General features: G+C 61.0%; 25 protein-coding genes and 1 tRNA gene. 9 read left to right on the forward strand and 17 right to left on the reverse strand.

The annotated features are described in order from the left end of the window. Positions 1-54 precede the first annotated feature (54 nt). The 5 genes from ACP7B7_RS04120 to ACP7B7_RS04140 form a co-directional block, all read right to left on the reverse strand. A complete protein-coding gene (locus ACP7B7_RS04120) occupies positions 55-1425 on the reverse strand; it encodes an ABC transporter ATP-binding protein (protein ID WP_308924639.1) in 1371 nt (456 codons plus the stop codon). After that, positions 1415-2233 carry an ABC transporter permease gene (locus ACP7B7_RS04125; RefSeq protein ID WP_308924638.1) on the reverse strand — a complete coding sequence of 273 codons (819 nt, stop codon included), beginning with the start codon at positions 2231-2233 and terminating at the stop codon, positions 1415-1417. Before ACP7B7_RS04125 ends, ACP7B7_RS04120 begins: the two co-directional genes overlap by 11 nt. A gap of 155 nt (positions 2234-2388) precedes the next feature. Continuing rightward, the gene (gene rfbD, locus ACP7B7_RS04130) at positions 2389-3285 is read right to left on the reverse strand and encodes a dTDP-4-dehydrorhamnose reductase (protein WP_426075820.1); all 897 of its coding nucleotides are present in this window, start codon (positions 3283-3285) and stop codon (positions 2389-2391) included. An 84-nt stretch (positions 3286-3369) separates the two neighbouring features. Continuing rightward, positions 3370-4446: a glycosyltransferase family 2 protein gene (locus ACP7B7_RS04135; RefSeq protein WP_426075821.1), complete on the reverse strand. Its 1077-nt coding sequence runs from the start codon at positions 4444-4446 to the stop codon at positions 3370-3372. A 332-nt stretch (positions 4447-4778) separates the two neighbouring features. Beyond that, positions 4779-6362, reverse strand: a complete 1584-nt coding sequence (locus ACP7B7_RS04140) for a DEAD/DEAH box helicase (RefSeq protein ID WP_426075822.1) — start codon at positions 6360-6362, stop codon at positions 4779-4781. Positions 6363-6677: 315 nt separating this feature from the next. Here ACP7B7_RS04140 and ACP7B7_RS04145 point away from each other — a divergent pair, with 315 nt between their 5' ends. The 6 genes from ACP7B7_RS04145 to ACP7B7_RS04170 all read left to right on the forward strand — a co-directional run bounded on the left by ACP7B7_RS04145 (position 6678) and on the right by ACP7B7_RS04170 (position 11334). Further along, on the forward strand, positions 6678-6908 hold the full coding sequence (locus ACP7B7_RS04145; protein WP_426075823.1) for an oxidoreductase-like domain-containing protein: 231 nt from the start codon (positions 6678-6680) through the stop codon (positions 6906-6908). A gap of 350 nt (positions 6909-7258) precedes the next feature. Then, positions 7259-7987, forward strand: a complete 729-nt coding sequence (locus tag ACP7B7_RS04150) for a Crp/Fnr family transcriptional regulator (RefSeq protein WP_308925697.1) — start codon at positions 7259-7261, stop codon at positions 7985-7987. A gap of 96 nt (positions 7988-8083) precedes the next feature. Next, on the forward strand, positions 8084-8575 hold the full coding sequence (locus ACP7B7_RS04155; RefSeq protein ID WP_426075824.1) for a DUF4265 domain-containing protein: 492 nt from the start codon (positions 8084-8086) through the stop codon (positions 8573-8575). Positions 8576-8627: 52 nt separating this feature from the next. Then, complete coding sequence (locus tag ACP7B7_RS04160; RefSeq protein WP_426075825.1) at positions 8628-9329, forward strand: YjjG family noncanonical pyrimidine nucleotidase; 702 nt, start codon at positions 8628-8630, stop codon at positions 9327-9329. 145 nt (positions 9330-9474) lie between these two features. Then, positions 9475-10917 (forward strand): ATPase domain-containing protein, encoded by a 1443-nt coding sequence (locus tag ACP7B7_RS04165; protein WP_426075826.1) that lies wholly within the window; start codon positions 9475-9477, stop codon positions 10915-10917. Between the two features lie 9 nt (positions 10918-10926). Then, the gene (locus ACP7B7_RS04170; protein ID WP_426075827.1) at positions 10927-11334 is read left to right on the forward strand and encodes a response regulator; all 408 of its coding nucleotides are present in this window, start codon (positions 10927-10929) and stop codon (positions 11332-11334) included. Between the two features lie 6 nt (positions 11335-11340). Here the strand turns inward: ACP7B7_RS04170 and ACP7B7_RS04175 are convergent, their stop codons facing one another. The 10 genes from ACP7B7_RS04175 to ybiB form a co-directional block, all read right to left on the reverse strand. After that, positions 11341-11676 carry an FKBP-type peptidyl-prolyl cis-trans isomerase gene (locus ACP7B7_RS04175; RefSeq protein ID WP_426075828.1) on the reverse strand — a complete coding sequence of 112 codons (336 nt, stop codon included), beginning with the start codon at positions 11674-11676 and terminating at the stop codon, positions 11341-11343. 15 nt (positions 11677-11691) lie between these two features. Beyond that, positions 11692-12033 carry a helix-turn-helix domain-containing protein gene (locus ACP7B7_RS04180; protein ID WP_426075829.1) on the reverse strand — a complete coding sequence of 114 codons (342 nt, stop codon included), beginning with the start codon at positions 12031-12033 and terminating at the stop codon, positions 11692-11694. A gap of 8 nt (positions 12034-12041) precedes the next feature. Continuing rightward, entirely contained in the window at positions 12042-12356 is a 315-nt protein-coding gene (locus tag ACP7B7_RS04185; protein ID WP_426075830.1) for a type II toxin-antitoxin system RelE/ParE family toxin, read from the reverse strand. A gap of 126 nt (positions 12357-12482) precedes the next feature. Next, a tRNA-Ile gene (locus tag ACP7B7_RS04190) sits at positions 12483-12561 on the reverse strand. A 108-nt stretch (positions 12562-12669) separates the two neighbouring features. Next, on the reverse strand, positions 12670-14874 hold the full coding sequence (gene rpoD / locus ACP7B7_RS04195; protein ID WP_374694253.1) for an RNA polymerase sigma factor RpoD: 2205 nt from the start codon (positions 14872-14874) through the stop codon (positions 12670-12672). 462 nt (positions 14875-15336) lie between these two features. Further along, positions 15337-17133, reverse strand: coding sequence for a DNA primase (gene dnaG, locus ACP7B7_RS04200; protein WP_426075831.1), 1797 nt, complete (start codon positions 17131-17133; stop codon positions 15337-15339). A gap of 128 nt (positions 17134-17261) precedes the next feature. Then, positions 17262-17714 (reverse strand): GatB/YqeY domain-containing protein, encoded by a 453-nt coding sequence (locus ACP7B7_RS04205; RefSeq protein ID WP_308924594.1) that lies wholly within the window; start codon positions 17712-17714, stop codon positions 17262-17264. Positions 17715-17894: 180 nt separating this feature from the next. Beyond that, positions 17895-18107, reverse strand: coding sequence for a 30S ribosomal protein S21 (gene rpsU / locus ACP7B7_RS04210; protein WP_008451879.1), 213 nt, complete (start codon positions 18105-18107; stop codon positions 17895-17897). Between the two features lie 192 nt (positions 18108-18299). After that, on the reverse strand, positions 18300-19514 hold the full coding sequence (locus ACP7B7_RS04215) for an NAD(P)/FAD-dependent oxidoreductase (protein ID WP_426075832.1): 1215 nt from the start codon (positions 19512-19514) through the stop codon (positions 18300-18302). A gap of 84 nt (positions 19515-19598) precedes the next feature. Then, on the reverse strand, positions 19599-20579 hold the full coding sequence (gene ybiB, locus ACP7B7_RS04220) for a DNA-binding protein YbiB (RefSeq protein ID WP_426075833.1): 981 nt from the start codon (positions 20577-20579) through the stop codon (positions 19599-19601). Between the two features lie 156 nt (positions 20580-20735). On the opposite strand from ybiB, the gene ACP7B7_RS04225 reads away from it, so the two are divergent. Then, positions 20736-21410 carry a hypothetical protein gene (locus ACP7B7_RS04225; protein WP_426075834.1) on the forward strand — a complete coding sequence of 225 codons (675 nt, stop codon included), beginning with the start codon at positions 20736-20738 and terminating at the stop codon, positions 21408-21410. Positions 21411-21499: 89 nt separating this feature from the next. Then, positions 21500-22561: a 3-deoxy-7-phosphoheptulonate synthase gene (locus ACP7B7_RS04230; protein WP_426075835.1), complete on the forward strand. Its 1062-nt coding sequence runs from the start codon at positions 21500-21502 to the stop codon at positions 22559-22561. 86 nt (positions 22562-22647) lie between these two features. Here ACP7B7_RS04230 and ACP7B7_RS04235 read toward each other — a convergent pair whose 3' ends face one another. Further along, positions 22648-23037, reverse strand: a complete 390-nt coding sequence (locus ACP7B7_RS04235) for a hypothetical protein (RefSeq protein ID WP_426075836.1) — start codon at positions 23035-23037, stop codon at positions 22648-22650. A gap of 225 nt (positions 23038-23262) precedes the next feature. Between ACP7B7_RS04235 and tsaD the strand changes: the two genes are divergently transcribed. Continuing rightward, the gene (gene tsaD / locus ACP7B7_RS04240) at positions 23263-24303 is read left to right on the forward strand and encodes a tRNA (adenosine(37)-N6)-threonylcarbamoyltransferase complex transferase subunit TsaD (RefSeq protein WP_426075837.1); all 1041 of its coding nucleotides are present in this window, start codon (positions 23263-23265) and stop codon (positions 24301-24303) included. 139 nt (positions 24304-24442) lie between these two features. Here the strand turns inward: tsaD and eutC are convergent, their stop codons facing one another. Further along, a complete protein-coding gene (gene eutC / locus ACP7B7_RS04245) occupies positions 24443-25219 on the reverse strand; it encodes an ethanolamine ammonia-lyase subunit EutC (RefSeq protein WP_426075838.1) in 777 nt (258 codons plus the stop codon). Positions 25220-25235 lie beyond the last annotated feature (16 nt).

The raw sequence follows: 25235 nt of genomic DNA on the forward strand, positions 1-25235 counted from the left end.
CAGCCGCCCTACGCTAAAACAGTCTGCCTGAAGCGACTTGCCCGCATATCTACGTTACTGCGCCTCTGTGTTTGCCAGCGCATCGAGCGTAATGCCGATCATGGGAATGCCGACCAGGCCGGTTGCCGCGCTGCTCGCTTCCGACTTGAACAGCACCGCGTCATGCATCCAGTGGTGCTGGACATGCTGATCCTGCGTGCCATCGGCCAATGCCGTACTGATGCTGTAGTCGCCGGCGGGCAGGATGGGCATGTAAAAGGTAAATTCGGCCCGGATCTCGTCGCCTGCACGGCATTCCGGCGCCATGCCGGCATGGGAAAGGTAGGTATTGTCGCCAAACAAAGGCTGTCCCAGCCTGTCCTTGATCAGGAAGCCGACGATGGGCGCCAGCAGCAATTCGTGTGCCTGCGCCGTCACGCGCAGTGTCACCTGCTCGCCGCCCACCACCCAGGACAGCACGGCGCCGTGCTGGTCGAGGAATTCGACATTGACGATATGCGCGCCGCCCTTGCCGAAGGAGGCGGCATCGGCGTTGAATTCGAATACCTGCAGATCATTGCGCAAGTTGCTGTGATTGATGAACTCGCGCCGCTGGTCGGCGCGCGGCAGCTCTTTGGCCTCGCGACGCGGCAGGGCAACCTTGGCGGCCGTCCCCTTGCCTTGTTGCGACTCATAATAGGCCTGCAAATACAGTTCGCAGACATCCTTCGGTGCGCCGGTTTCGATCACCACGCCCTTGTCGAGCCAGATCGCATGACTGCAGAAATTCTTGATGGCGCCCGTATCGTGGCTAACGAACAGGACCGTGCCATTTTTCATGAAACCACGCAGAAAACGCATGCATTTTTGCGTGAAAAAAGCATCACCGACGGCCAGTGCTTCATCGACCACCAGGATGTCGGCATCGACGTGCGCAATCACGGCGAACGCCAGACGCACCATCATGCCGCTGGAATAGGTCTTGACCGGCTGATCGATAAAATCACCGATATCGGCAAAGGTCTCGATATCGGCAAAACGGGCCGCCGTTTCATCGTGGCTCAGGCCCAGCACGGCCGCATTCAGATAGACATTTTCGCGGCCCGTGAATTCGGGATTGAAACCCGAACCCAGCTCCAGCAAGGCGGCGACGCGGCCATGCGTCTGCACGCTGCCGCTGGTGGGATTGAGCGTGCCGCAGATCATTTGCAGCAGGGTCGACTTGCCGCTGCCATTGCGGCCGATGATCCCCACCGTCTGGCCACGGCGTATTTCAAACGACAACTCTTTCAAGGCCCAGAATTCGCGATAATATTGCCGCGCTTGCCGCCCCAGCATGCGCTGCATTCTGGGATACAAGGACTGTTTCAGCCTGTCGTGCGGCTGCGCATAAATCTGGTAGCATTTGCTCAGATTTTCTACTTTGATGGCAACCTCAGAGGACATCTGCAAAACCCTTTCTGGTCTTCTGGAACCATGCAAAGCCCAGCCATGCAATCACGGCCGAACCCAGCAAATACAAGCCGGCCATGCCAAAGTCAGGAACTATGCCCCAGAACAGCACATCACGCGCCTGTTCGATGGCGGGCGTCAATGGATTAAGCAACAGCAAATGGCGGTAATTTTCAGGCAAGGAACTACCTGAATAAAAAATCGGCGATAAAAACATCAGCACCGTCGTCATGACACCAATGACTTGCGACACGTCACGCAGGTACACGCCCAGCGCCGCCAGCCCCCAGCTCAGCCCCATGATCAGCAGCAGCAGGGGCAGCATCACCAGCGGCAACATCAGCACGGTGGCATGCGGCGTGCCAAACAGAATCACATACGCAATCAGCCACACGCCGATACTGATCAAGGTATGAAACATGGCGGAGCCCAGCACGACCCAGGGCAGTATTTCCAATGGAAACACCACCTTCTTGACATAGTTCACATTGGACAATATCAATCCCGGCGCGCGGTTGAAGCATTCTGCAAATAAATTGAACATGATCAGCCCGGCAAACAGCACCAGCGCAAACTCCGTCTTGGAGTCGCTGCCACTGCTCCAGCGCGCCTTGAATACGACACTGAACACGAACGTGTAGATGACCAGCATGAACACGGGATTGAAAAACGACCAGAGGATGCCCATGAAGGAACCACGGTAGCGGCCGATGACCTCGCGCTGTATCAGGGCCCGTACCAGACTGCGGTTACGCCACAAACTGGCAACCATTTCTCTCGGTGAAACCGAAAAGTCTTTCATCAGCTAACTACCTCAGAATGGGCAAGCACCGTGAGCGGCGCAAATCGTGCTGGATGCGCGTCTTCCGTGAAAGCGCCAACCAGGCTGGGATCGGTGTGGGAAGCACGCAGGACGGAACCCGCGGCAAGGAGGATACCTTTGCGTTCAGTCATGTTTTATTTTCCCAGGATTTCGCTCAGCATCCTGCGTACGCCTGCCTGCCATGGCGGCATTGTCAATTCGAAAGCCTGCTCGATTTTCTGTAGCGCCAGCCGTGAATTTTTCGGTCGCGGCGCAGGTGCGGGAAATGCCGCACTGCCAACCGCATCGATGGCGTCGGCGGCCACGCGCAGCGGCACGCCGGTCTCGCGCGCCAGTGCGATCACGAAACTGGCATAGCCATGCCACGACGTCTGGCCGGCGGCGGCCAGGTGATAGATGCCACCCGGCGCCGCTTGATATTGCAAGGACCGCAGCGCATGGGCAGTCACATCGGCGATCAGGTCGGCGCCCGTGGGCGCACCGATCTGGTCATCGACCACCGACAGGCGTTCACACTCGCCCGCCAGGCGCAGCATGGTCCTGGCAAAATTGCCGCCGCGCGCCGCATACACCCAGCTGGTGCGGAAAATCAGGTGCCGGCATGCAGCAGCGGCGATGGCCTGCTCGCCCGCCAGCTTGGTCTTGCCGTACACGCTCAGCGGACCGGTTGCCGCGTCTTCGCGCCAAGGCGCCTGGCCGCTGCCGTCGAATACGTAATCGGTTGAATAATGCACCAGTAGCGCACCGCTGCGGGCCGCCTCGGCCGCCAGCACGCCGGGTGCCAGCGCGTTGACGGTATGGCACAGCTCAACCTCATTTTCGGCGCGGTCCACGGCCGTATAGGCGGCCGCATTGACGATCACATCGGGAGCAAGCTGTCGCACCGTGGCGGCCAGGCCATCCAGGTTGGCAAGGTCGCCGCACAGGCCGCCTTCATCGCGGCCGACGGCAACCAGTTCGCCCAGCGGCGCCAGGCTGCGCTGCAATTCCCAGCCGACTTGTCCATTCTTGCCCAATAATAGAATTTTCATGCTGCCGGCCCGATAGCGTGGCTGGCCAGATGGCGGGACGAGGCCGCGCTGGCGACAAGGTGGATTGAAAACAAATTCATATGATTATATTTTATTAAAAATGGCGGCCACGCAGAATGCGATATTGCCGCCCAGGCTTTGACGGTGAATGCCGGAGCGCTTCATCAGCCACAGCCTTGGAAGCAGCCGACTCTGGCGGGCTTTGGCGAAATCATCGAGGATGCGTCGATTTTCCGGCGTCAATCGGTGACGGAGGCGTTGCAAGGACGCAATATTGTGATCGTTCCAGCTGCGAAACCAGCCATTGCACAAGAGTTGCAAGCGCGAGTAGCGCGCGCGCCAGCTACGGTTGGTGCCGACCAGGTTGGCGTCATGCTGGCGGTAGCGCAAGGACGGACAGGCATCGTAAAATACCTTGCCGCCGCAGCCGCTGGCCACCATGTAGGCCCAGCAGTCATGCGAAATGATCTGTACATCCTTGCCCGCTTCGATCAGCAATTTGCGCAACGCATTATTGAACACCATGGTATTGCCACCGCCGATGCTTTGTATCAGGGAATTGGCGAAACTGGGCGCCTGGGTAAACAGGGGCGAGGTGCCGATGGGCTGATTATTTGCGTCGACCAGCAGGGCGCGCGAACAATACAAGGCCGGTACGTCCGGTGCAATGCCTGCCAGCCAATTCAGCGCCCGCTGCAATTTGTCGGCTTCCCAGATATCGTCCTGGTCGGAATAAGCGTAGTAATCCGCCTCGATGCTGGTATCGCAGCTGAGCGACAGGAAATTGGCGGCGAAGCCTTGCGCCGGTCCGGCATGCATGCTCAGGCGTTTTGCGCCCCACTGCTGCCGGTACTGCGCCAGGATCGCATGGGTATCGTCCCGGGAACCATCGTCGGATGCGCAAACTTGCCAGTTTGCATGCGTCTGCGCGGCGAAAGAATCAAGCTGATCAGCCAGGAAATGCTGGCCATGATAAGTGCACAGCAAAATCGCCACTTTCGGCACTTTCGACACGGCCGACGGCGCCAGCAAACGGCTTTGTTGGCGGATATCGTAATTGGCCGCTTCGGGCGCGCTACGGCCCATCGGCGCGCTCTGGCCCATCGGCGCGCTCTGGCGCCGGCCGCTCACGGCAGTGGATACATGCTTGAATTGACTCACTTATTTTATCTCGTCTCTATCACTGATCTTCCTGGTAACATTCAATGTGCAAAGCACGCCGCAGGGGAGTATCTCAGATGCAGGCGTTTTTTAATAAGCTGGTAACATCATGTAACAATACAAGGCTCTCCCGGTGCCTGTGTTGATGCCCAATATACCGCCTATCGTGTAGGAAGCGCGCACGCGCAAACGTGTCAACAAGCGAGTATGGCGTGTTGGAAGAGCCCTCATCTAGAGAAATCTCAAGTGTGTGCTGATAATTTTGACGCAAAAAAACCGCTGCCCCCGGTCAGGGAGCAGCGGCTTCTGAAGCCAGCCTAGCGGGCGATAACTTACTTGGGCAAGCCACCCAGCAGCGCGGCCAGCTTCGGCTTGGCCTTGGCTGGCGGCATATTGCTGCTGGCGACAGGCGCCACCACCTTGGCCGGTTCGTACGGCTTGAGGAACCACGGATCGACCTTCTCGCGGCGCGCGCCGGGGCCAAAGGCCGGGCGGCTGGAACGCTCGGGCGGACGGCCGGTCGAACGCATGTCGGCGTCGCCGGCGCTACGCGGTGGACGCGCGTCGCCTTCGGTGCGGCGCGGCGGACGGCGCTCGCGGTCGCTGTCGGCGGAACGCGACGGTGCCGGCGAGAAACCACCCAGGTCGCCGCGCTTGACGGTTTGCTTGATCAGCCTTTCGATATCGGCCAGCAGGCGCTCGTCCTTGTCGGAATAGATCGAAATCGCGTCGCCCGAGGCGCCGGCGCGGCCGGTGCGGCCGATGCGGTGCACATAGTCTTCCGCGTTATACGGCAAGTCGAAATTGATCACGCATGGCAGGTCGGAAATGTCGAGGCCGCGCGCGGCGACGTCGGTGGCCACCAGCACGTCGATCTCGCCCTTCTTGAACGCTTCCAGCGCGGCCATGCGTTCCTGCTGGCTCTTGTCGCCGTGGATCGCGGTGGCGCTCATGCCTTCCTGTTCCAGCACGCGCGCCAGGCGCGATGCGCCAATCTTGGTGTTCGAAAAGACGATCACCTGTTTCAGGTCGCGCTGGCGCAGCAAGTGCGCCACCAGGGCGTGCTTCTGGTCTTCCGGCACTTTATAGACCACTTGCGTGACCTTGTCGGCCGTCTGGTTGCTGCGCGCCACTTCGATCGTCAGCGGATCGTTGAGGAAGGTCGCGGCCAGCTTCTTGATTTCCGGCGAGAAGGTCGCCGAGAACATCAGGTTCTGGCGCTGTTTCGGCAGCAAGTTGATAATGCGCTGCAAGTCTGGCAGGAAGCCCATGTCGAGCATGCGGTCGGCTTCGTCCATTACCAGCATCTGCACCTGGCCCAGGCTGATGTTCTTCTGCTCGATATGGTCGAGCAGGCGGCCCGGCGTGGCGATGACGATTTCCACGCCACCACGCAGTATCACCGTTTGCGGCTTCATGTCCATGCCGCCGAACACCACCGTCGAGCGCAGCGGCGTGTGCTTGGCATAGGCCTTGACGTTTTCCGCCACCTGCACCGCCAGCTCGCGCGTGGGGGTCAGGATCAGCGCGCGCACCGGGTGGCGCGCCGGCGACATGCTGCTGCTGGCGTGGGCCAGCAGCAACTGGATGATCGGCAGCGAGAAGCCGGCCGTCTTGCCGGTACCGGTCTGCGCGGCGCCCATCACGTCACGCCCTTGCAGCACCACCGGAATGGCCTGTTCCTGGATCGGTGTCGGATGGGTATAGCCCTGCTCGGTCAGCGCGCGCAGGATCTCGGGCGCCAGGCCGAAATCGGTAAAGCTGAAGGCGGGAGCGGCGGGAGCGGGAGTGACAGCGGAGGTGACAGCGGGAGCGGCAGGCGTGGCGGTAACAGCAGGCGTTTCGGTGGCGGCGGCAGGCGCCGCGGCCGGGGCAATCGCCGGATCGGGCGTAGGAGTCGTTTCGGTTTCAGACATAGTTTTCTGGTGTGCCTCCGCACTGCGGAAGCCATGCTTTCTCAATAAACAACATTTCAGGGCGCAGCAGCTACGTTTTGCAAGCCCGATGATTGTTCTTGCGGCACCTCTGTGCTCCGAGGCAGGCTGTGCGGCGAGTGCGGTAGCGTCAGGGAGGTGTGCGGACAATGGCGGCGGAGATCGCGCCGGCGGAACATCGCGCGCAGAAGATACAATATCAGTGCTGTAAACGATACTCTAATTCAGTGCAACTGTACACGGAAACCGTGATTTTCCGGCAAAAACCATTCCAGCAACCGCACCTTACCGTACAGTATGATGACAGTCATTACGTCTTCCCCCATCACCATGTCCAGCCCTTCCCTCCCGCACGATCCACCACCAGAAGCCCCTGTCAGGCCGGGCGATGACGAGTGCTGCAACAGCGGCTGCACCTATTGCATCCTCGATATGTACCAGGAACAGCGGATCGCCTACGAAGAAAAGCTGCGCGCCTGGCAAGAGCGCCAGCCCACCCCCGCCAAGCCGCAGCAGCGCGGCGCTTAACCTTCCATTCCATACGCAGGCCGGAGCCGCGCGCCATCACGGCACGCGGCGGCCTTGCCATGCCTGCAATTTGACGACGTAGGAATGGGATGACACGGGGCAATGTTCCTAACCTACATAAGCGCGTCGGCTCATCCGATGCCGCCGGCTTCACCATCGTCCTATAGTGGAGTCATTGCAGAACACAACGCAGCACAGAGTACAAAACAACAGTAACAACGCCAATCAACAAGATCAGAAGACGAGGCCATATCATGTACAAAGCTTATAGCAACCTGTCCCCAGCCTTGACCAGCACCACCGCCAACCGCGACTGGAGCGCAGCCCCCGCCAAAGCAGCCGCCTCGCCCATGATCAGCATCACCGGCGCCCAGCAGAACGAACTGCTGCGGGCCCTGTCGCGCACCGACCTGGAACGCCTGTTCTGCCAGCTCGAACTGGTGGCGCTGCCTGCCGGCAAGCACCTGTTCGACTTCGGCGACAAGATCGAATACACCTATTTCCCGACCAACGCCATCGTCTCTCTGCTGTATGTAATGGAAGACGGCGCCACCACCGAGATCGCCGTGATCGGCCGTGAAGGCGTCGCTGGCGTGACCTTGTATGAAGCCGAACGCGCCACCTGCACCGCCGTCGTGCAAAGCGCCGGCTACGGCTACCGCCTGAAAACCACTTTCCTGCGTGAAGTCTTCAACGAAGGCGGCGCCCTGGCCCAGTTGCTGATGCGCTACACCAGCGCCATGTTCGCCCAGATGGCCCAGAACGTCGTCGGCGGCCGCCACTGCAGCATCGAACAGAAACTGTGCCGCTGGCTGCTGGACCGCCTGGACCGTTCGCTGTCGAACGAATTGAAAGTCACGCAAGACACCATGGCCAACATGCTGGGCGTGCGCCGCGAAAGCATCACCGTCACCGCCCGCAAGCTGCAGGACGAAGGCCTGATCCAATACCGCCGCGGCACCGTTGAAGTGCTGGACCGCGCCGGCCTGGAAGTGGCTGCCGGTAATTGCTACAAAGCCGCCCGCGCCGGTTTCGAACAATTTCGCAGCAGCATCAGCGGCATCAGCGCCTACAACTGATCACTGATCAGTGCCTTACCGTACTCTCCTTCAAGGCACGCTCCGGCGTGCTTTTTTTTCGCCTGTACAATCGTGGCCTTATTTACGAAAGGCACCATGGACGACTTCAACTGCGAGGACCTGCCCCATATTCGCGTACTGGCCGGCGAAAACGAAAACGGCCCCGTCTACGAATCGCTGCCGGCCCGCCAGCTCGACGACGACGTCTACGAACTGCTGGCCTCGCCCGGCCTGACGCTGAACCTGGCGCGTGGCGACGTCGTCAGCATCAAGGACCCGTTCGCGCCCGCCGAAGTGCTGACACGCGGCGGTAACTTCTGCATCCAGATCTATGCCGACCAGGTGCCCGACGAGGCCGTGGAAAAACTCGAACGCGAGGTGCAGCAACAACTGGGCGGCACCCTGGATGGCCAATTCAAGGGCAATCTCACCTTCAGCGTGCCGGGCCGGCATGGTATCTACAATGTCAACGGCCCGTTCGACGCCTTCCGCGAGGCAACCGGCGTGGAGTGGTATTTCGCCAATATCTACGCCAACCTGGACGACGACGATGACGAGACTTTGCTGGACTGGTGGTTGACGACCTGAACAATAAAGACGTCCATGTTAGGATGCGCGATTGATCTGGCCATGCATATCCATGAAACACACACTTTTCCTGTTCGACCTCGACGATACCCTGCTCGACTTCAAGGCCTCCGAAAACCTGTCGTTCGTGCGCACCATGCAGGCGCTGGGCGTGGCCGGTGCCACCGAAACGCTGTTCAATCATTACCAGCCGATCAACGTGGCGCTGTGGCGCGCCTTCGAGCACGGTACCGTCAGCAAGGATTTCCTGAAAGTCGAGCGTTTCCGCCAGACCTTCGCCGCCGCCGGCCTGGTGCTGGACTCCGAACTGGCCAGCCGGATCTACCTCGAATCGCTGTCGGACACGGTGGTGCTGATCGATGGCGCAATTGAACTGTGCGCCAGCCTGGCGGCGATCGGCGAAGTGGGCATCATCACCAACGGCGTCGAATCCATCCAGAACCGCCGCATCGCCAGTTCCGGATTGCAGCAACATATTGCGTTCGTGGCAACCTCGGAAGCCTGCGGCCATGCCAAGCCCGATGTGCGCTTTTTCGAGTATGCAATGAACATGGCGCGACCCGTTCGCAAAGAGCAAGCCATCATTATCGGCGACCGGCTGGACGCCGATATCCTGGGCGCGAACCGCTTCGGCATCGACAGCTGCTGGTTCAATCCGGAGCAACTGGCCAATACCTCGCTGGCGGTGCCCACTTTTGAGGTCGCCAGCCTGCGCCAGATTGCCGCAGCGTTAAAAAATCGGGCGATGGTGTGAATCCCGTACGGAAACGGCAGTAGCATGGTGTCCACCTTGCTATAATCGCTACGATAGATGACCTGCTTTTTCCAACGCTCCACCAGCCAGCGCTCGCTGCGAGCGAGACAGCTTCGACCGGTCCGAAGTCCATGATGAGATTGACATGACCACCAGAACCAACCCGGCAGTGCGCATACCCTTGTTGAATACCGGCGTGGCCGGCATGGACCACATCCTGGGCGGTGGTTTCCCGTCGCACAGCCTGTATCTGATCCAGGGCCTGGCCGGCAGCGGCAAGACCACCCTGGCCTGCCAGATCGGCTTTCACCATGCGCACCAGGGCAAGAAAGTACTGATCCTGACCCTGATCGCCGAAACCCACGACAAGATGCTCAATCACCTGAGCAGCTTTTCCTTCTTCGACGAAACGCTGGTGGGCGAACGCATCCTGTTTATCGGCGCCTACCCCGACCTGCTCAAGGGCGGCCTGCGCGAACTGCTGAAATCCATCGCCGCAACCCTGGCCGAACAGCGGCCGGACATCATGATCATCGACGGCTTTCGCACCGTGCGCGACGCCCGGCCGTCGGACCTCGCGCTGTCCGAATTCATGCTCTCGCTCAATTCCCTCGTCTCGACCATGCAGTGCACCACCTTCCTGCTGTCGCCGACCGAAGGCAATGTGGCCGACTCGGAAAACACCCTGGTCGATGGCTTGATCGAACTGAGCCAGTTCGAGCACGGCTTGCAGCTGATCCGCGAAATCAAGGTCTTCAAGCTGCGCGGCAGCAAGCACTTGCTGGGCCGCCATGTGTTCGAAGTGGACGAAGACGGCCTGGTGATGTATCCGCGGCTGGAAGCCATCAGCTCGACCTCGGGCGCGGCGCCCGGCATCTCGCGCCAGCGCCTGGGTTTCGGCATCCAGGGCATCGATGAACTGACACTGGGCGGCATGGCCAAAGGCTCGACCACGGCACTGCTGGGCAACCCCGGCGTAGGCAAGACCCTGATGGGCCTGCACTTTATCCACGAGGGTTTGCGGCGTGGCGAACACTGCCTGATCGCCGGCTTTTATGAGTCCCCCTCGCGCCTGATCGAAAAGGCCGCCAGCGTCGGCATCGACTTGCAGCCCTACCATGACAGCGGCACCCTGCAGGTGATCTGGCATCCGCCGCTGGAAGTGCTGGTCGACCGCCTGGCCCAGCAAGTGCTGCGCAACATCAAGGAACGCGCCGTGACGCGGCTGCTGGTCGACGGCATCGACGGCCTGCGCGACATCATCGTCCACGACGGCCGCTCGCGCTCCTTCCTGGCGGCGTTTGTAAACGAACTGCGCTGCAGCAACGTGACCACCTTCTTCACGCAGGAACTGCCCTACTTCGGCCAGGACCAGTTGCATGGCGACATGTCGGCGTCGATGCTGTTCGAAAATATCATTTTGCTGCGCTTCGTCGACGTCAACGGCATCAACCGGCGCCAGATCGGCGTCCTGAAGCTGCGCGAAAACAGCTACGACGCGGCCAATCACATTCTGCTCATCAATGATCATGGCATGTCGGTCAAGGCCGCCGTCACCGGGCCGGTCGTGCCCGACATCGCGCTATAGCGAGCGGCCATGAGCGATCACACCGCGATGATGGACGCCCACCCGGAAGGCAAGCTGATCCTGCTCGTCGATGACGAGTTCGATATCTTGTCGACCTACACCATGCTGTTCGAATACAGCGGTTTTCGCGTGCGCGCCACCGCCAACGGCCGCGAGGCGCTGGCCGCCGCAAAGCTCGAGCAGCCGGCGATCGTCGTCTCGGATTTCATGATGCCGGTGATGGACGGCGCCGACCTGTGCCGCGCCTGGCGCGAAGATGAGAAACTGCGGCCGATCCCCTTTATCCTGTGCAGCGCCGGCATCGTGCGCGACCACGCCACAATTCCCTACGACAGTTTTTTCAGGAAACCGGTGCCGATCGACAAGCTGATCAAGGAAGTCAAACGGCTGCTGGACAAGGGCCGCGCCCAGGAATAAAACGCCTCAGTCGCGCGTCAGCACTTCCAGCAATTCAATCTCGAACGTCAGATCGGCATGCGGCGGTATCAAGCCCACCTGCCGCTCGCCATACGCCAGCTGCGCCGGCACCCACAGCTTGCGCGTGCCGCCGACCTGCATGCCTTTCAGGCCCAATATCCAGCCCTGTATCACCTTGTTATTGCTCAGTACGCACTTGAACGGCTCGCCGCGTTGGTGCGAAGAATCGAATTCCGTGCCGTCTTCCAGCCAGCCGCGGTAGTGGGCGGTGATCAGGGCGCCCCGTTCGGCGGCCTTGCCGGTGCCGATGATAAGGTCTTCGATTTTCAGGTCAGTTGTCATATTGTTTTTTAAAACTCAATCTGCAGCAGTCATGCCGCTTGCCTTGACATTGTGAAGCGATCGTTTGAACGCCTTCAAGTCCCTGGTTGAAAATAGTTGATTCCTTCCCATTTCGCTGGAAGCTTTGATGCGTCCATGAGCAACATGGCGGCGGAAAGTCGAGATCGATATGCCCAAATATTCAGCGGCATCCTGTGCCGTGAATTCTTCCTTGGCCAAATGACCAAATACTTGATCATGAGAAAAATTTTTATCCTGAGCACTTGGCGCCGCAAGCAAGGCGAAAAACTTCGCACGCTCATCAGTTTCTAGCTGTGTAAAATTTTCATACACAGACTCAGCAGTGACTTGCCTCATGACTGACCTCATTTCAGATACTTCTTGAGGGTTTCATAAAAATTCTCATGAGAACCCAATTGGTAAAAATCAATTAATAATAACTGCGCAGCCACACCTCGCGCTTCACGCTGATCGTCTGCAGGAGCACGGTAAGCCATCAAATATTGCTGACGATTGTGGGAAAACTTGTACACCCGGATGCCTTGCAAATCTCCGGTTTTCAGCTCACCGGTCTCGGGATACTCGCAGACAAGCTCCACCGCATCCTCAATCACCAATTGAAATGGCTTGCTTTGCTTTTTGACAAATTTTACGAAGGGTGGCTTGTAGACAGGCGTCATATCCAGAGTCCTTGAGTACTCAAATATGAGTCGATATGATATCACCGATTCTGGCAGCCAAGATGAAAGTCCATGCAAAAAAGCCCCGCACAGTTTGTCTGCCGGGGCTTTGATTCTTGCAAATTCTGGTGGGCCTCCCGTGAGTCGAACACGGCACCAACGGATTATGAGTCCGCTGCTCTAACCAAGCATGAGCTAGAGGCCCGGGGTGGTGCTGGCGGGGCGGGCGTTGATCCCTGCCTCGCGTGGCCGTTGTGAAACGGACACGCGAGCATAGGGGGAACCGCCGCCTACGTCAAGCCCTGACGGGCCTTTAATTGCCTTCCAAGAAGCTTTTCAGCTTGTCGGAGCGCGATGGGTGGCGCAGCTTGCGCAGCGCCTTCGCTTCAATCTGGCGGATGCGCTCGCGCGTGACGTCGAATTGCTTGCCGACTTCTTCCAAGGTGTGGTCGGTGGACATTTCGATGCCGAAACGCATGCGCAGCACTTTCGCTTCGCGCGGCGTCAAGGAGTCGAGCACGTCCTTGACCACGCCGCGCATCGAGGCGTGCAGGGCCGCGTCGGCGGGGGCCAGGGTGTTGTTGTCCTCGATAAAGTCGCCCAGGTGGGAATCGTCGTCGTCGCCGATCGGCGTTTCCATCGAGATCGGTTCCTTGGCGATTTTCATGATCTTGCGAATCTTGTCCTCGGGCATTTCCATCTTGATCGCCAGGGTGGCCGGATCGGGTTCCGCGCCTGTTTCTTGCAGGATCTGGCGCGAGATGCGGTTCATCTTGTTGATCGTCTCGATCATGTGCACCGGGATACGAATCGTGCGCGCCTGGTCGGCGATCGAGCGCGTGATCGCCTGGCGTATCCACCAGGTGGCGTAGGTCGAGAACTTGTAGCCGCGGCGGTATTCGAACTTGTCGACCGCCTTCATCAGGCCGATATTGCCTTCCTGGATCAGGTCGAGGAACTGCAGGCCGCGGTTCGTGTATTTCTTGGCGATCGAGATCACCAGGCGCAAGTTGGCTTCCGTCATTTCGCGCTTGGCCTTGCGCGCCTTCATTTCACCGGCCGCCATCTGGCGGTTGATGTTGCGCAGGTCCGGCAGCGGCAGCACGACGCGCGCCTGCAGGTCAATCAGGCGCTGCTGCAGTTCCTTGACGGTCGGAATGTTGCGGCCCAGGATGGCGCTGTAGGCGTGTCCTGCGTTGACTTCGCCGTCGACCCAGTCAAGATTGGTTTCATTGCCCGGGAAGACCTTGATGAAGTGGGCGCGCGGCATGCCGCAGCGGTTCACCGCCACATCGAGTATCTGTTTCTCGATATGGCGCACTTCATCGACCTGGCCGCGCAGGGTGTCGCACAGCTTTTCCACCACTTTGGCGGTGAAGCGGATGCCCAGCAGTTCGTGCGAGATCGCTTCCTGCGCCTTGGCGTAGGGCTTGGAGTTGTAGCCTTCTTTTTCAAAGGCGCGGCGCATCTTGTCGAATTGCTGGGAAATCACGGCGAATTTTTCCAGCGCCGTGCGTTTCAAGGTTTCCAGCTGCTCGGCCGAGAAACCGGCTGCTCCGGACGCGCTCGATTCTTCCTCTTCGCTCTCTTCCTCTTCTTCCTCTTCGCCCTCTTCCTCGTCTTCCTCGACGGGTGCGGCGACCACCGGCGCGACCACCGGCTCGCTGTCATCGACCAGGCCGTCGACGATTTCATCGATCTTGGTCTCGTCGTTGGCGATGCGGTCGGCGGCGGCGATGATCTCGGCGATCGTCACGGGGCAGGCGGAGATGGCCTGTATCATGTCTTTCAGGCCGTCTTCGATGCGCTTGGCGATTTCGATCTCGCCTTCGCGCGTCAGCAGCTCGACCGAGCCCATTTCGCGCATGTACATGCGCACCGGGTCCGTGGTGCGGCCAAAATCGGAGTCGACCGTCGACAGTGCGGCCTCGGCCGCCGCTTCCGCCTCGTCATCGCTGGTGACGACGGCAACATTGTCCGTCAGCAGCAGACTTTCGGCGTCCGGCGCATGCTCGTAGACGGCAATGCCCATGTCGTTGAAGGTGCCGATAATGCCTTCGATGGCTTCCGGGTCGACAATGTTTTCGGGCAGGTGATCGTTGATCTCGGCGTAGGTAAGGAAACCGCGTTCCTTGCCAAACTTGATCAGGGTCTTGAGTTTCTGGCGCCGGCGCTCGAGTTCTTCCTCGCTCGCTTCGGTATCGGACGAGAACGCATCTTTCAGCAGCGCGCGCTCTTTCGCCTTGCGGTCCTTGGCCTTGGCCTTGTCGACGGCCTTCAGTTCAGCCCGTTCGACGGCGTTCAGCGCGGCGACTTCGTCATTTTCTGGCTGGAATTCTTTTGGCTTGCGGCCACGGCGGCCTGGCACTTTTACCGAGGGCAAGACATAGCCCGACGTATCGATGGCGGCCAGGGTGGCGGCATCGGTGGTCTGGCTCACCACGGGGGCACTGATGACCCGCGTTTCCGGCCGGTCCAGCGCCTTTTCGGCTTTCGTGGTAACTTTAGTGGGCTTCACAGCCGCTTTGGATTCGGGTTTCTTGATTGGCACAGGCGCTTTCGATTACACAACGACTTGCTTTACGGTGGATTAGGATAAAGTTTGCTGCCAGCTCCCGCGTCTCGACGAAAGCCACCATCTTCGAACCTGCCGACAACCCAGGTTCGACACTGTTACGTTACTTACACCTCATCGGCCACGATCCGCGGGAATCGCAGCACTTCCTGTCCACCAGCTGTCGCCAGCCGTTTTCGGCAGAAAATACTGCATCCGACCGCGCGGGAGCGAGAGCCTGGCACGATGCTAGCGCCAGCTGGCCCTGGCTGCCGACGCGATCCCTGCGCCGATCAAGAGCCTAACTTACTGAAAACAAACACTATTTACGAACAAAACTAGCTTGCCAAAGCACACAATACTTAGCATTTGATTATAGCACGCGAAAAATGTTTTTCCAGTTCACACAATATCCCACAGGAAACATTACCGATTCACCAACTCCGCATCGCGCTGGCGCTCCAGCTCGCCCTGCTCCTGCATGATTTCGCGGTAGCGTACACCAATTTTCTCCGATGGCAAACCCGACGCAAACAATTGCTGCAGTTCCGCCTTCAAGGCGTTCAGCTTGATTTCGCGAATGGTGCTGACCAGCCACGAGTGCTCGCTGTCGTAATCCGATTCGCTGCCGGCGGCGATCTCGCCGATGATCTCGTCGTACTCGCTGCCCAGCTCCTTCAGTTGCTGGGCCAGCGCGGCAAAACTACCGTGCTCGCCCAGCGCCTGGCCCACGCCCACCAGCTGCCCCAGGCTGTGCGCCGCATCGGGCCCCAGGTGCTGGAAGGCGGCCAGCGCCGCTTCGTCGATCTGCAAAGTCAATGGCGGATGGGCCACCAGCATGCGCATGATCTTCAGTTCCAGCCCCACCGGCACGGGACGGCCCGATTTCGGCGGCGCGCGGCGCGCCACGGCGACCGGCTTGGCCAGTTCGAACAAGGCCTCGATCTCGGCCGGCGTCGACTGCGTCAGTTGCGCCAGGCCGCGCACGATCTGCAGGCGCAGGGACGACGGCGCCATCAGTTGCAACAACGGCTTGGCGTCGAATTGGACACGCGCGCGCCCTTCCGGTTCCGACAAATCGTGCTCGCCCGAGACTTCCTTGAGCAAAAATTGCGACAGCGGCATCGCCTCGTGCACCTGCCGCTCGAAGCCTTCGGCGCCGAATTCACGGATATAGCTGTCCGGATCGTGCTCGGACGGCAGGAACAGGAACTTGATGGTCTTGTTGTCCGACACGTGCGGCAAGCTCGCTTCCAGCGCGCGGCGGGCGGCGCGGCGGCCGGCCTTGTCGCCGTCGAAGCTGAAAATCACGTTGTCGGTCTGGCGCAGCAGTTTTTGCACATGGGTCGGCGTGCACGCCGTGCCCAGGGTGGCCACCGCTTGCGGAAAGCCCATCTGCGCCAGCGCCACCACGTCCATATAGCCTTCCGTCACCAGCACATAGCCGGCGTCGCGGATGGCCTGGCGCGCCTCGAACAACCCATATAGTTCGAATCCCTTGGAAAACAAGGGGGTTTCCGGCGAATTCAGGTATTTCGGCTCGCCATGGTCCAGCACCCGGCCGCCAAAAGCGATCACCTGACCCTTGGTATTGCGGATCGGGAACATGATGCGTTCGCGGAAACGGTCGTAGCGCTTGCGGTTATTGCCCTCTTCGTCGACCTTGTCGATCACCAGGCCCGCTTCGACCAGGGCCAGCACTTCGTAGTCGGCAAACACGGAACGCAGATTGTCCCAGCCGCCGGGCGCGTAGCCCATGCCGAAGCGAGCAGCCACTTCGCCGGTCAGGCCACGGTTTTTCAAATAGGCGATGGCGTCCGGCGCGTGGCGCAACTGGCCGCGGTAATAGTCGCACGCTTGCGTCATGGCGTCGGACAGGGCCAGGCTTTGCGCCTGGATCTGTGCGCGCTGGGCCGGCGGGATCTTGTCGTCCGCCTCCGGCACCACCATGCCGACGTTTTGCGCCAGGTCCTTGACGGCGTCGACAAAGCCCATGCCCGAATATTCGATCAGGAAGCCGATCGAGGTGCCATGCGCGCCGCAGCCGAAGCAGTGATAGAACTGCTTGGTGGGGCTGACGGTAAAGCTGGGCGATTTTTCACTGTGGAACGGGCACAAGCCCATGAAATTCGCGCCGCCTTTTTTCAGCTGCACATAGCGCCCGACGACATCGACGATGTCGACGCGGTTGAGCAAATCGGAAATGAAAGATTGTGGTATCACTGGCGAGGGCGGTTTTGTTATAGGTCAGACTATACTACCGCACGCGGCCGGATGTTGATCCAGGTCAACGTGTGGCGCTGCAGCTGCCAGCGCACTCGCCGGCAGCCGTTATTGCTTGAAGATAAGGCTTACGCGGCTGGTGTCAATGCTTTTTTTACCAGCGCCGAGACGACGGTCATGTCGGCACGGCCAGCCAGCTTCGGCTTGACGATGGCCATGACTTTACCCATGTCTTGCGGACCGGCGGCGCCCGAGGCGGCCACGGCGGCAGCCACTTCAGCGGCCACTTCTTCGTCCGACAGGCCGGCAGGCATATAACCGGCCAGGTGCACCAGCTCGGCTTTTTCGATGTCGACCAGGTCGGCACGGCCACCGGCTTCGAATTGGGTGATCGAATCCTTGCGCTGCTTGATCATTTTTTCAACGATGGCCGTCACGTGCGTGTCCGTCAGCTCGATGCGCTCGTCGACTTCCTTGCGCTTGATTTCAGCGAGCAGCAGGCGAATGGTGCCCAGCTTGCCGGTTTCCTTGGCGCGCATGGCATTTTTCATGTCTTCGGTAATTTGTTCTTTCAAGCTCATGGCAATCCTCGTTATTGGTGTGATGGGCAACACATGCGTGCGGGCCACAAAAGCGAAAACCCGCTGCGGCGAACCGGAGCGGGTATGCGACTCATCTGAAGCAGCGCTCCAGGCGAATCAAAACAAAACCCGTGGCGAACAATGCGCCGTGCTACCCGGGTTGGTTCTGACTGGACAGTCTTAGAATAATTTTTTCGGCAGTTGTTGGCTGCGGATGCGTTTGTAATGACGCTTGACAGCAGCTGCCAGCTTGCGCTTGCGCTCAGCTGTTGGCTTTTCGTAGAATTCGCGTGCGCGCAATTCGGTCAGCAGACCCGTTTTTTCGATGGTGCGTTTGAAGCGACGCATTGCGACTTCGAACGGCTCGTTTTCTTTAAGGCGAATAGTGGTCATGTAAAATTCAAACCGTTGAGGTGGTGTATAGGAAGAGGTAGATAGTAGCAGCTTTTATCGGAAAAGGAAAGCCCTTCCCTGCTTGCGCCTGGGATACAGCCTTGGCAGGCCGTGCGGCTGTGGCGTAAACCACGCAAATAAATGGACGCGCTGTGGCGTCGATTCATTTTACCGCAAGCGGTTTCATCTTGCTTATTGCAGTGCCACCCCGGCCGCCACGCCCGAGGCCCAGGCCCACTGGAAGTTATAGCCGCCCAGCCAGCCCGTGACATCGACCGATTCGCCGATGAAATACAGGCCCGGCACCTTGTTGGCCATCATGGTCTGCTGCGACAGCTCGCGCGTATCGATGCCGCCGCGCGTCACTTCCGCCTTGCGATAGCCTTCCGAGCCGTTCGGCACGATGGACCAGGCATTGATGGCTAGTCCCAGCTTGCGCAATTGCGCGTCGGGCATGTCGGCGATGCGCGCGTCCGCCGCCAGGCCGTTGACGGCCAGCAGGCAGTCGGCCAGGCGCTCCGGCAGCCATTGCGAGACGATATTGCCCAGCTGCTTCTTGAGACTGCCCTTGCCTTCGATCAGGGTTTGCGCCACGTCCACTTCCGGCAGCAGGTTGATCACGATCGCCGTGCCAGGCTGCCAGAAGCTGGAAATTTGCAAAATTGCCGGGCCGGACAGGCCGCGATGGGTAAACAGCAGGTCTTCGCGGAAACGCGCGCCGGTAGGCTTGCGCCCCTTCAGGCTGCCCGTCTCGACGTCCACTTCCAGCGCGATGCCCGACAATTCGGCGAACGGCGCCCAGCTGGCGGGGTCGAACGTCAGCGGCACCAGCGCCGGGCGCGGCTCGACCATTTTCAGGCCGAACTGGCTGGCAATGCGGTAGGCGAAATCGGTGGCGCCGATCTTCGGGATCGACAGGCCGCCGGTGGCGATCACCACATTGGCCGCCTCGATCTGGCCGCTGTCGGTGCGCAGCACGAAGCCGCCGTCATCCTGGCGTTCGACGCTGTCAATCTTGCACGGCATGCGCCAGTGCACGTCGCCGGCAGCGCACTCGTCCTTGAGCATCTCGATGATCTGCTCGGCCGAGTCATTGCAGAACTGCTGGCCCTTGTGCTTCTCGTGGTAGCCGATGCGGTGCTTTTTCACCAGCGCCAGGAAATCCTGCGGCGTGTAGCGCGACAGCGCGCTCTTGCAGAAATGCGGGTTATCCGACAAGAAATGCTGGGGACCGGCGTGGATATTCGTGAAATTACAGCGCCCGCCGCCCGAGATGCGGATTTTTTCGGCCAGCTTGGCCGCATGATCGATCACCACCACGCGCTTGCCCTGCTGGGCGGCCACGGCCGCACACATCATGCCGGCCGCGCCCACGCCGATCACTGCCACATCAAATTGTTTTGCCATAAGAATTCCGGTCACCGCTGATTACAAAGCGCCATTGTAAACGGTGGTGGAGGCTTGTCGGCTTACGGCTTCGCCTAAGCCGACCTACACAATCTTGTTAGATGCCATCAGGCATTGCTCCACCTGCTCGGCGATCGATGGTGGTACGGCAATCTCGCCGGCCAGCACTTGTTGGATCCAGGCGGCGGTGGTGGCCGCGTCGCGCTCCACAGGCAAGTCGGGCAACTGCTCGACCAGCAACTGCTTTTCCACCAGCACGGTGCGTTGGGTACCATGGAACCAGTCGATCTGCTGCGCCTTGTTGGCGTTGGCCACCGTTTCGCCTTCCGTGCCGCGCATCAGAAAGGCGTCACCGCGCCCGGCGGGGGCGGCCGTGATGAAATATTCACCGAGCATTTCCAGGTATTCCGGGTGCGTGTACGACACCAGGCGCAGCGCCGGGCCCGCAAACGGCTGCATGATTTTGACCAGGGTATGGGTGGAATTGCGCACGCCCAATACTCGGCGCAAGGACAGCAGCCAAGCCAGCTTCGGCGCCAGGGTGGCAATCGGCATGAAGGCGACCTCGCCGCGCGCCATGGCGTCTTGTGCTTGCGCATGGCTGTCGCAGGCCGGCACACCCAGCGCGGCCAGCACTTCGGCGGTGGTCACGCGGCCCGGATCGAGCGTCACGCCATGCACCAGCACCGGTGCGCCGGCGCGCGCCAGCAGCAGCGCCAGCAAGGCCGTCAAATTGGCCATCTTGCGCGCGCCGTTGTAGCTGGGAATCACGATCGGCGCGTACGGGCCGCTTGGCGCCTGCAAGGCGGCAAACGACGCTTCGGCCGCGTCGAGGAAGCCGGCGATCTCGTCCACCGATTCGCCCTTGATGCGCATCGACAGCAAAATGCCGCCCAGTTCCAGGTCGGACACGCGCCCGTCGAGCATGGCGCGGTACAGGGCGCAGGCATCGTCACGCGTCATGCTGCGCGCGCCGTTCTTGCCGCGGCCGATCTCCTTGATGAAGCGGGCGGCGGGAAATGGCTCTCCGGCCACGTCGGTATGGGGAATGGATACGGTAGTCATGGCGCCAGCTTACACGGATTTGCCGATGCCATTACAGCTAGGGCTGGCGATACAGGCGATTGCCACGCAGGCTTGCGTTGTAAATCGACAACACTTACACCAGCTTGAATCCAGTGGCCCGCTTGCCGCGTATATGACTGTATTGGAGGAAACATCATGGGATACGCAAACAAACCCGAGCTGGCCGTGGTCGGCATTGAAACGAGCAAGCTGCACCTGAAAGCAGTGCTGCTGCGCGATGGCGAACTGCTGTGCAAGGTGCTGGAAAACGATATGGCCGGCTACCGCTGGCTGCGCAGCTGGCTGCAAAAGAACGAGGTGGACGTGACCGGCCTGCGCGTGTGCCTGCGCCTGGATGCGCCGCACAGCGATATCGCGGCGCGTAGCCTGGCGCTGATGGGCATGCAGGTGTGCGACGCGCCGCCAGCCGAACTGGCACAGTTTGCGCGCGGCAGCGGCTTGGACGCGCAGGACATGGGCGCCGTGCTGCTGGCCCATTATGCGGCCGCCGGGCAGCCACCGCGCTGGACGCCGCCGTCGCCGGCCTATCTGGAACTGCGGCTGTGGCTGCAGCGGCTGCAGGCGGTGCAGGAGGTGCGCAGGCAGGAAGCGGCGCGCCTGGACGGCCACTTGCAGGCGGGACAGCAGGCGCTGCATGACTTGCTGATCGAACAAATCGCCTGCCTGGACCAGCAGATCGCCGAGCATGAAGAAGTGATCCTGGCGCATATCCGGCGCCACCCCAACCTGGACAAGCCGCCGGAACTGGCCGGCAAGCACCAGCGCGTGGCGCGCCTGGCGTTCCCAACGGAAAAAGCAACCCGGCTGTAGGCGTTTTTGGCCGGCAATCTTGTCCAGGGCGCATTTCCGCTACACTATTGACTCTTAAAGCATGCAATAGTGAAAGCCCAGCCAGAATCATGAATACGCCAGACATCGAAAATATCAACGTCACTTCCTTCGCGCCGATGCCCACGCCGGCCGAACTGCACGCCAAACTGCCACTGTCGGCCAGCGCCTTCGACACCGTCAACCGCGGCCGCGAAGCGCTGCGCGACATCATCGACCGCAAGGACCAGCGCCTGTTCGTCGTGGTCGGCCCATGCTCGATCCACGACCCGGTCGCCGGCCTCGATTACGCGCGCCGCCTGAAAGCGCTGCAGGAGGAAGTCAAGGACACGATGCTGCTGGTGATGCGCGTGTATTTCGAAAAACCGCGCACCACCACCGGCTGGAAAGGCTATATCAACGACCCGTACATGGACGACTCGTTCAAGGTCAACGAAGGCATGGAAAAGGCGCGCCAATTCCTGCTCGACGTGTGCGAACTGGACCTGCCCACCGCCACCGAAGCGCTGGACCCGATCTCGCCGCAATACCTGGGCGACCTGATCGCCTGGACGGCGATTGGCGCGCGCACCACCGAATCGCAGACCCACCGCGAGATGTCGTCGGGCCTGTCGACGCCGGTCGGCTTCAAGAACGGCACCGATGGCGACATCAGCATCGCCGTCAACGCCATCCTGTCGTCGGCCCACCCGCATTCCTTTTTGGGCATCAACGGCGAAGGCAATGTGTCGATCGTGCGCACGCGCGGCAACGCCTATGGCCACGTGGTGCTGCGCGGCGGCGACGGCCGCCCGAACTACGATTCGGTGTCGATCGCGATCGCCGAACAGGCGCTGGCCAAGGCCAGGCTGCCGGCCAACCTGGTGGTCGACTGCTCGCACGCGAACAGCTACAAAAAGCCGGAACTGCAGCCGCTGGTGATGGCCGATGTGATCCACCAGATCGTGCAGGGCAACCGCTCGCTGGTGGGCGTGATGATCGAATCGAATATCGTCAGCGGCAACCAGAAGATCCCGCAAGACCTGTCGCAGCTGACCTATGGCTGCTCGGTGACCGACGGCTGCATCGACTGGGAAACGACGGCAACCATGCTGCGCGATGCGCATGCGCATCTGGTGAATCGCCCGAAGTAAGCAGCAGAATGCTGGGGTCAGACCCTCAATGCCGCAAACTCAGAGGCTTGCGCTAACGGGCGCGGGGGTCTGACCCCGGACCAGAATTACGCCATCTGCACATGCGGCAGCAGCGCGAACGAGCCGGCCAGCGCCTGCTCGGCCTTGCTGGCCGGGACATTGAGTTCTTTCAGGTCCAGGTAGATGCGCCCGTCCAGGATGCGCACCGCGTACATGCGCGCCATGCCCTGCACCGGCGCGACCAGCCGGCCCGAATCGAGTTCGATGATCCAGCTGTTCTTCGGCCCCATCAAATTCTTCTCCATCAGGACGCCGTGCGCCAGCGGGCCGCCCAGGAAGGGTACCGTATCGAGCAGCGCGTAGACGGTATCGTCGGCCGCGCGAAACAGCGCCACGCCCGGCAGATCCTGCCAGGCCAGCCCGCGCTGCACCATGCGCGCGCCCGCCAAAGGCATGTCCTTCAGGCGGCATATCATTTTCCATTGTTCCGGCATCACAAGCTCCCGTGAGAAAAGCACACCTGTTCCATAAGCAAGAGCGGTGCCAGCTGAAACACCGCCGGCAAGGGGAAATCGTGTGCAAAAGCCATCCCCCGCGCACTGCGCAAGTGCACACTGCCGCCGAAATGGTGCGCCGGCGCCCAGGCTGGCGTGGCCGCTTTCCTTTACAATGGCGGATTACTCCACCTAATTGCACCCTTCATGATTGTTCTTGGCGTCGAATCCTCCTGTGACGAAACCGGCCTGGCCCTGTACGACACCGACCGCGGCCTGCTGTCGCATGCCCTCTATTCGCAGGTGGCCATGCACGAACAGTATGGCGGCGTGGTGCCGGAACTGGCCTCGCGCGACCATATCCGCCGCGCCATCCCGCTGCTGGACGAAGCGCTGGCCAAGGCCGGCATCGCCCTGCCCGAGATCGACGCCATCGCCTATACGCAGGGCCCGGGCCTGGCCGGCGCGCTGCTGGTCGGTTCTTCCGTCGCCTGCAGCCTGGGCCTGGCGATCGACAAGCCGGTGCTGGGCATCCACCACCTGGAAGGCCATCTGCTGTCGCCGCTGCTGGCGTCCGAGCCGCCCGAGTTCCCCTTCATCGCCCTGCTGGTGTCGGGCGGCCACACGCAGCTGATGCGCGTCGATGGCGTGGGCCAGTACACCCTGCTCGGTGAAACCCTGGACGACGCGGCCGGCGAAGCGTTCGACAAATCGGCCAAGCTGCTGGGCCTGGGCTACCCCGGTGGCCCGGCGATTTCGCGCCTGGCCGAATTCGGCGACCCGCTGGCCTACAAGCTGCCGCGCCCGATGATGCATTCGAAGGACTTCAATTTCAGCTTTTCGGGCCTGAAGACGGCCGTGCTGACGGTGGTGAAGAACCACGAAGAAAAGGTGATCGCCAATATCTGCGAGCAGGACAAGGCGAATATCGCGCGCGGCTTTGTCGACGCCATCGTCGAGGTGCTGACGGCCAAATGCGTGTCGGCCCTCAAGCATACGGGCCTGAAACGGCTGGTGATCGCCGGCGGCGTGGGCGCCAACGCCCAGCTGCGCGCCTCGCTCAACGCGGCGGCGGCAAAAAAACGCTTCAAGGTGTATTACCCGGAACTGGAGTTCTGTACCGATAACGGCGCCATGATCGCCTTTGCCGGCGCCATGCGCCTGCAGATCAACCCCGATGCGGCCAAGCGCGATTATGCATTCAATGTCAGGCCGCGGTGGGCGCTGGATGAAATCAGGGAAATTTGATCGAAGCCGGGGTCAGACGGGGACGCCGAGTCCCGTCGGGTCTGACCCCAGCCTTCCGCTGAGTATCAGCAAACTATCAGGTTTGATTTATTTGTGTAGCAGCAGACTGCTGGGGTCAGACCCAGCGGGTCTGACCCCGTTACTCAGCCAGCAGGAAGTTACGCTGCAAGACTACCCCTTCCTGCTCCACCGTCTCATCCTTCAGCCCCACCCCCGACAACTGGCGCGCAAATGCCTGCGACAGCAGGTAGTGCAGCCGGTACGCCGCCTGGGCATACGGCATGCCTTCCGGGCGCACGTTCGAGATGCAGTTGCGGCTGTCGTCGAGCAAACCCACCTTCGGCGCCCAGGTCAGGTACAGGCCCAGGCTGTCGGGGGAAGAGAGGCCCGGCCGCTCGCCGATCAGCACCAGCACGGCGCGCGCTTGCAGTAATTCGCCCACTTCGTCACCGACCGCCACCCTCCCCTGCTGCACGATGACCAGAGGGGATACTGTCCACGCTTCCAGCGCCAGCCTTTCGCGCAGGGCCGCCAGGAACGGCGCCGCATGGCGTTCGATCGCCAGCGCCGACAGGCCATCGCAGGCCACCAGCGCCAGGTCCATCCCTTGATCACATTGCGCCAGGCGCTGGCGTGAAGGCTCGTCGAGGCGCCGCCCCAGGTCGGGCCGTTGCAGATAGATGGCGCGCGTGGCGGCGGCGCTGTGCAAGCCGATACAGCCCGGCTCGCGTGCCGCCAGCGCTGGCACGTCCAGTTCCAGGTGCACCGCGTCGCGCGCCTGCGCGTGGGCCAGCTGGAAGGCCAACTGCCGTGATGTCGGCAGGCTGACGCCGCTGCGGCCCAGCGCGATGCGCGCCTGCGTATGGCGGCGCAGGGCTTGCCAGGGATTGTCGGTGACGCGGGTGTCGCTGGCCATGGCATGCTCCCGGGGT

The sequence above is a fragment of the Janthinobacterium sp. PSPC3-1 genome, from assembly GCF_049896105.1.
In the GTDB taxonomy this organism is placed as follows: domain Bacteria; phylum Pseudomonadota; class Gammaproteobacteria; order Burkholderiales; family Burkholderiaceae_D; genus Janthinobacterium.

What these genes read in the sequence shown, in the direction of transcription:
- ACP7B7_RS04180 (WP_426075829.1), bottom strand. Translation starts at nt 12,033, where the DNA reads ATGAGGCAAGTCACTGCTGAGTCTGTGTATGAAAATTTTACACAGCTA.
- ACP7B7_RS04215 (WP_426075832.1), bottom strand. Translation starts at nt 19,514, where the DNA reads ATGGCAAAACAATTTGATGTGGCAGTGATCGGCGTGGGCGCGGCCGGC.
- eutC (WP_426075838.1), bottom strand. Translation starts at nt 25,219, where the DNA reads ATGGCCAGCGACACCCGCGTCACCGACAATCCCTGGCAAGCCCTGCGC.
- ACP7B7_RS04150 (WP_308925697.1), top strand. Translation starts at nt 7,259, where the DNA reads ATGATCAGCATCACCGGCGCCCAGCAGAACGAACTGCTGCGGGCCCTG.
- ACP7B7_RS04155 (WP_426075824.1), top strand. Translation starts at nt 8,084, where the DNA reads ATGGACGACTTCAACTGCGAGGACCTGCCCCATATTCGCGTACTGGCC.
- ACP7B7_RS04185 (WP_426075830.1), bottom strand. Translation starts at nt 12,356, where the DNA reads ATGACGCCTGTCTACAAGCCACCCTTCGTAAAATTTGTCAAAAAGCAA.
- ACP7B7_RS04175 (WP_426075828.1), bottom strand. Translation starts at nt 11,676, where the DNA reads ATGACAACTGACCTGAAAATCGAAGACCTTATCATCGGCACCGGCAAG.
- ACP7B7_RS04225 (WP_426075834.1), top strand. Translation starts at nt 20,736, where the DNA reads ATGGGATACGCAAACAAACCCGAGCTGGCCGTGGTCGGCATTGAAACG.
- ACP7B7_RS04120 (WP_308924639.1), bottom strand. Translation starts at nt 1,425, where the DNA reads ATGTCCTCTGAGGTTGCCATCAAAGTAGAAAATCTGAGCAAATGCTAC.
- ACP7B7_RS04235 (WP_426075836.1), bottom strand. Translation starts at nt 23,037, where the DNA reads ATGATATGCCGCCTGAAGGACATGCCTTTGGCGGGCGCGCGCATGGTG.
- ybiB (WP_426075833.1), bottom strand. Translation starts at nt 20,579, where the DNA reads ATGACTACCGTATCCATTCCCCATACCGACGTGGCCGGAGAGCCATTT.
- ACP7B7_RS04140 (WP_426075822.1), bottom strand. Translation starts at nt 6,362, where the DNA reads ATGTCTGAAACCGAAACGACTCCTACGCCCGATCCGGCGATTGCCCCG.
- rfbD (WP_426075820.1), bottom strand. Translation starts at nt 3,285, where the DNA reads ATGAAAATTCTATTATTGGGCAAGAATGGACAAGTCGGCTGGGAATTG.
- ACP7B7_RS04125 (WP_308924638.1), bottom strand. Translation starts at nt 2,233, where the DNA reads ATGAAAGACTTTTCGGTTTCACCGAGAGAAATGGTTGCCAGTTTGTGG.
- ACP7B7_RS04205 (WP_308924594.1), bottom strand. Translation starts at nt 17,714, where the DNA reads ATGAGCTTGAAAGAACAAATTACCGAAGACATGAAAAATGCCATGCGC.
- tsaD (WP_426075837.1), top strand. Translation starts at nt 23,263, where the DNA reads ATGATTGTTCTTGGCGTCGAATCCTCCTGTGACGAAACCGGCCTGGCC.
- ACP7B7_RS04145 (WP_426075823.1), top strand. Translation starts at nt 6,678, where the DNA reads ATGATGACAGTCATTACGTCTTCCCCCATCACCATGTCCAGCCCTTCC.
- rpsU (WP_008451879.1), bottom strand. Translation starts at nt 18,107, where the DNA reads ATGACCACTATTCGCCTTAAAGAAAACGAGCCGTTCGAAGTCGCAATG.
- ACP7B7_RS04230 (WP_426075835.1), top strand. Translation starts at nt 21,500, where the DNA reads ATGAATACGCCAGACATCGAAAATATCAACGTCACTTCCTTCGCGCCG.
- ACP7B7_RS04165 (WP_426075826.1), top strand. Translation starts at nt 9,475, where the DNA reads ATGACCACCAGAACCAACCCGGCAGTGCGCATACCCTTGTTGAATACC.
- ACP7B7_RS04170 (WP_426075827.1), top strand. Translation starts at nt 10,927, where the DNA reads ATGAGCGATCACACCGCGATGATGGACGCCCACCCGGAAGGCAAGCTG.
- ACP7B7_RS04160 (WP_426075825.1), top strand. Translation starts at nt 8,628, where the DNA reads ATGAAACACACACTTTTCCTGTTCGACCTCGACGATACCCTGCTCGAC.